General features: G+C 72.1%; 6 protein-coding genes and 1 other RNA gene. 3 read left to right on the plus strand and 4 right to left on the minus strand.

Going from position 1 to position 4,753, the window contains the following annotated elements; genetic code table 11:
- Window positions 1-187: hypothetical protein (locus L6E12_RS29960; protein WP_236231288.1), on the plus strand; the 187-nt coding region annotated here is incomplete at its 5' end.
- A gap of 484 nt (window positions 188-671) precedes the next feature.
- Here L6E12_RS29960 and L6E12_RS29965 read toward each other — a convergent pair.
- From L6E12_RS29965 to L6E12_RS29975, 3 genes are all read right to left on the minus strand, one after another.
- The gene (locus L6E12_RS29965; RefSeq protein WP_236231289.1) at window positions 672-1,199 is read right to left on the minus strand and encodes a hypothetical protein; all 528 of its coding nucleotides are present in this window, start codon (window positions 1,197-1,199) and stop codon (window positions 672-674) included.
- A gap of 104 nt (window positions 1,200-1,303) precedes the next feature.
- The gene (locus L6E12_RS29970; RefSeq protein ID WP_236231290.1) at window positions 1,304-1,873 is read right to left on the minus strand and encodes a snapalysin family zinc-dependent metalloprotease; all 570 of its coding nucleotides are present in this window, start codon (window positions 1,871-1,873) and stop codon (window positions 1,304-1,306) included.
- 95 nt (window positions 1,874-1,968) lie between these two features.
- Entirely contained in the window at window positions 1,969-2,106 is a 138-nt protein-coding gene (locus tag L6E12_RS29975) for a hypothetical protein (protein WP_236231291.1), read from the minus strand.
- Window positions 2,107-2,206: 100 nt separating this feature from the next.
- Here L6E12_RS29975 and ffs point away from each other — a divergent pair.
- An RNA gene (gene ffs / locus L6E12_RS29980) (signal recognition particle sRNA small type) lies at window positions 2,207-2,301 on the plus strand.
- A gap of 8 nt (window positions 2,302-2,309) precedes the next feature.
- On the opposite strand, the gene L6E12_RS29985 is transcribed toward ffs, so the two are convergent.
- Entirely contained in the window at window positions 2,310-3,305 is a 996-nt protein-coding gene (locus tag L6E12_RS29985; protein ID WP_236231293.1) for an LLM class flavin-dependent oxidoreductase, read from the minus strand.
- 146 nt (window positions 3,306-3,451) lie between these two features.
- Between L6E12_RS29985 and L6E12_RS29990 the strand changes: the two genes are divergently transcribed.
- The coding region (locus tag L6E12_RS29990; protein WP_236231292.1) for a DNA polymerase III subunit gamma and tau at window positions 3,452-4,753 on the plus strand (1,302 nt) is incomplete at its 3' end.

Here is a 4,753-nt window from a genome sequence, read left to right on the forward strand (position 1 = left end):
CGAACCCCACCGGCGCAGCGGCAACCAGCCACCAGCCACCAGCCACCCCGCCACCAGCCACCCCGCCACCAGCCACCCCGCCACCAGCCACCCCGCCAACTACCTGCCGCCCGCCCGCACCCGCTGGCGCAGTGGCCGAGCCACCCACCAACCGCTGACCGGGCAGCCAGCTACCCGCACCCGCTGACGCAGTGGCCGAGCCACCCACCAACCGCCGGCCAGGCGGCCAGCCACCCCGAACCCCACCAGGCGCAGCGAAGATCAGCCACTCCCGCAACCGCAGGCCCGGCTACGAAAAGGCCCGGGTGGGTGGATCTGCTTGGGTGGGGGTAGCGATCATGTGCAAGCCTGCGTGGGCTGTGGGGCATCTCTTCAGCCCCACTCGGTCACACTGGGCGCATGATCGCTGTAGGGGCCCCGCTCGAGCGGATCCACCCACCCGGGCACGCCCCCGAAAATCCCGGGCTTGTAAACCAACGGCACGGCCGAGCAGATCCACCCGGGCACCCACAACACATCCCGGCTCTTGAACCGACAGCACACGAAGCGATCCCCGCGAAGCGGATCCACCCACCACCAACGACCGGCGCTTGAGCCGAATTACACGGCGTAGTCCCGGCGAAGCGGCCCACCTCGGCACCACAGCGCGAATCCCGCGCCGCGAGCACGGTCTAGTTGCTGTTGCCCGGCTTCCAGCCCAGGTAGTTGGCGAAGTAGCCCTGGCGGACGTGGCCGATGCGGCCGTTGACGCTGGTCGCCCAGACGCCGCCGCTGCCGTCGGCGAGGCCGACGTGGCCGTACTGGGAGATGTTCCAGAAGACGAACGCGCCGCGCGGCGGGGTGGCGCCGCCGGTGTGCCGGGCGCCGTCGCTGGAGTTCCAGTGGGCGATCGCGCTGGCGTGGTGGGTGGCGCGGTTCCAGGCCAGGCGGACCGCGCGCTCGCAGTAGCCGTCGTACTCGGTGCTGCCCTCGCGGTTGCGGAACCAGCTGATGGCGCCCTCGACCGTCTGCAGCGCGCTGAAGTCGGCGTCCACCCCGGCGGGCAGCACCGCCGTCGGGTCGGCGACGTCAGCGGCGGTGACCTGGCTGTACACCTCCGCGCCGGGCACCGGCGCGGGTGCGGCCGACGCGGTCCCGACCGTGCTCACCGCGATGGCGGCGGCGGCTCCGACGGCCCCGACCAGCTTGACCAGCTTCATGGCAGCTCCTCCCGACTGATGGCTCGGCGGAGCCGGTGCAGGCCGACCCGCCGGTGTCGCCACCAGGCTGGGTCGGCCCGCTACACGTGCACTACAACCGCAGGTCAGGACTTCGCGAAGATCTGCGGCTCGGTGATGAGGACCCGCTCGCCGGTCTCCGCCGCGAAGCCGTTGGCCCACAGCGAGTTGACCCGGCTGCGCTCGGTGGCGTTCGGGTAGGAGTTGGTGCAGCTCGGGCCGGGGCCGCCGCCGGACATCAGCTCCGAGCAGGGGCCGGAGTAGTGGTCCGGCAGGCCAAGGACGTGCCCGGTCTCGTGGGTGATCACCCTGATCACGTCGTACTGCCGGACCTGGGCGTAGTCGATGAAGACGTAGCCGCGGCCGTGCCCGTCGGTGCTGGCGTAGGAGCCCCGCGGGTCGTTGCCCTCGTAGAAGGCGAAGTTCCCGCCGGAGGAGACCTGCTGCAGTCGGACGTTGGTCACCGAGGTGTTCCAGTGCGAGATCGAGGTGCTGATCTGCGACCGGAACGAGGGGGCGCCGGAGACCGTGTAGGTGACGGTGACCGCGGCGGTGCCGAAGTCGCCCTCGGTGGTGGCACTGGCCTGGCCCGCGGTCATCGGGGCGATGGTCGCCGCCAGGGCCAGGGCGGCGGCGGCGAAGGACTTGCGGATCATGCGAACTCCTCGGTGCAGGGGGACGAGGTTCACCGTGTCCGCCTGACCGTAAGAGGTCGCGTCATCCCTTCACCAGACCAGTGAGCAGTGGTTATTTACCAACCGAAGTGGACGATTGACCTGGTCGTGGTGTGCTGCTTGCCTGCGGGGTAGGCCCCCTCGCCGACGAGGACGGCCTCGGCAGGCACTGCGCTGCCGAGCTTGTGGCAGAAGTCGTGGCCCGCGCTCGCCACCCCGCGCGTTTAGCAATGCTAACCAACAGGTCGGAACGGCTGAGCGGTTTGCCGTACCGGGGGGTGCGTGGAGCTCTGTACGCACCTCGCTACACTTGTCCACGGACCCCGTGCGGTGTTCACCCTGCGAACCTCCCCAGGGCCGGAAGGCAGCAAGGATAAGCGGGCTCTGACAGGTGCACGGGGTCCCCTTTCGTCCGTGATCAGACCAGGGCCTTGAGCCCCACGACCTCCGCCACCCGCTCGTAGCTGCGGATCCGCTCGGCGTGGTCGAAGACGCTGGTGGTGATCATCAGCTCGTTCACCCCGGTCGCCGCCAGCAGGTCCTCGATCCCCCGGCGCACCGTCTCCGGCCCACCGACCACCTGGTCGGCCAGCCGCTGCTCGATGAACAGCCGGTCGACGTCGGTGTACTCGTACGCCGCGGCCTCCTCCGGCGACGGCAGCCGACCCGGGTCGCCCTTGCGCAGCTTGAGGAACTGCAGCAGGGCGGGCCTGGCCAGCTCCCGGGCGGTCTCGTCGTCCTCGGCGCACAGCACGTTCGCCGCGATCATCGCGTACGGCTCGTCCAGCACGGCCGACGGGCGGAACCGGTCGCGGTAGAGGGCCAGGGCCGGGATGGTGTTCTCCGAGCTGAAGTGGTGCGCGAAGGCGAACGGCAGCCCCAGGTAGCCCGCGACCTGCGCGCTGTAGCCGGAGGAGCCCAGCAGCCACATCGCGGGCTGGTTGCCCAGCGCGGGCACGGCGGTCACCCCGCGCGAGTTGCGACCGGTGAAGTAGTCGGCCAGCTCGGTGAGCTGCTGCGGGAAGTCGTCCACCGACAGCGCCCCCTCCTGCCGCCGCAGCGCCTGGGCGGTCACCTGGTCGGTGCCCGGCGCCCGGCCGATCCCCAGGTCGACCCGGCCGGGGTGGAACGCCTCCAACATGCCGAACTGCTCGGCCACGACCAGCGGGGCGTGGTTCGGCAGCATCACGCCGCCGCTGCCGACCCGGATGCTCTCGGTGGCCATGGCGATGTGCGCGAGCAGCACGGCGGGCGCGGAGCTGGCGATGCCCGGCATGTTGTGGTGCTCGGCCACCCAGTAGCGGTGGTACCCCAACCGCTCGGTCGCCCTGGCCAGGTCGAGGCTGTTGCGCAGCGCGGTGGTCTCGGAGGAGCCACTGGCCACCGGTGCGAGGTCGAGTACGGAGAAGGGGATCGTCACCCAGGGGACAACACCGGGCGGCCCACCCGGATTCCCCGCGCCGCCCTGTGGTGATTCCCACCCACCACCCCGTGGCGATCCTCACCCGCCGCCGGTCAGGCCCCCATCGCGATCATGACCGGCCCCGGTAGTGTCGCGTCGTGGCGCTCGCCCTCTACCGCAAGTACCGTCCCGCGACCTTCGCCGAGGTCGTGGGGCAGGAACACGTCACCGTCCCGCTGCGCACCGCGCTGGCCGCGGGCCGGGTCAACCACGCCTACCTCTTCTCCGGACCGCGCGGCTGCGGCAAGACCTCCAGCGCGCGCATCCTCGCCCGCTCGCTCAACTGCGAGCAGGGGCCGACCGACGAGCCGTGCGGGGTGTGCAACTCGTGCGTGCAGCTCGCCCCGAACGGGCCGGGCAGCGTCGACGTCACCGAGCTGGACGCCGCCTCCCACGGTGGTGTCGACGACGCCCGCGAACTGCGCGACCGGGCCTTCTACGCCCCCGCCGGGTCGCGGTACCGGGTGTTCATCGTCGACGAGGCGCACATGGTCACCACGCAGGGCTTCAACGCCCTGCTGAAGATCGTGGAGGAGCCGCCGGAGCACCTGGTCTTCATCTTCGCGACCACCGAGCCGGACAAGGTCCTCGCCACCATCCGCTCGCGGACGCACCACTACCCGTTCCGGCTGATCCCGCCCGGTGCCATGCGCGACCTGCTGGAGCGCAACTGCGCCGCCGAGGGCGCCGTCGTCGAGCCCGCCGTGTTCCCGCTGGTCATCCGCGCGGGCGGCGGTTCGGCCCGGGACACGCAGTCGGTGCTCGACCAACTGCTGGCGGGCGCCGGACCGGAGGGGGTCACCTACGAGCGCGCGGTCTCCCTGCTCGGGGTCACCGACTCGGCGCTGATCGACGACATGGTCGACGGGCTCGCCGCAGGCGACGCCGCCGCCGTCTACGCGACGGTCGACCGGCTGGTCGAAGCAGGCCACGACCCCCGGCGGTTCGCCTCGGACCTGCTCGACCGACTGCGCGACCTGGTCCTGCTGCGCGCGGTCCCGGAGGCGGGCGCGCGCGGGCTGGTGAACGCCCCCGCCGACGAACTCGACTCGATGACCCGCCAGGCCGCCCAGCTCGGCCCCGGCACGCTGTCGCGCTACGCCGAGATCGTGCACACCGGACTGGTGGAGATGCGCGGCGCCACGGCGCCCCGCCTGCTGCTGGAACTGCTGTGCGCGCGGATGCTGCTCCCCGGCGCGGTCCCCACCGACGCCGCCGCCGACTCGGCGGTCATCCAGCGCCTGGAGGCGATGGAGCGGCGGATCACCAACGCCCCCGCCGCCCCACCCGCCGCGCAGCCCACCCCCGCGCCGCGCGCCGCCGCCCTGGAACCCGCCCGGGCCGCCGCCCCGGAGGTCCTGCGCCCCGAACCGGCCCGCCCGGAGCCCGCCCGGCCCGCC

It is taken from the genome of Actinokineospora sp. PR83 (genome assembly GCF_021056305.1).
In the GTDB taxonomy this organism is placed as follows: Bacteria; Actinomycetota; Actinomycetes; order Mycobacteriales; family Pseudonocardiaceae; genus Actinokineospora; species Actinokineospora spheciospongiae.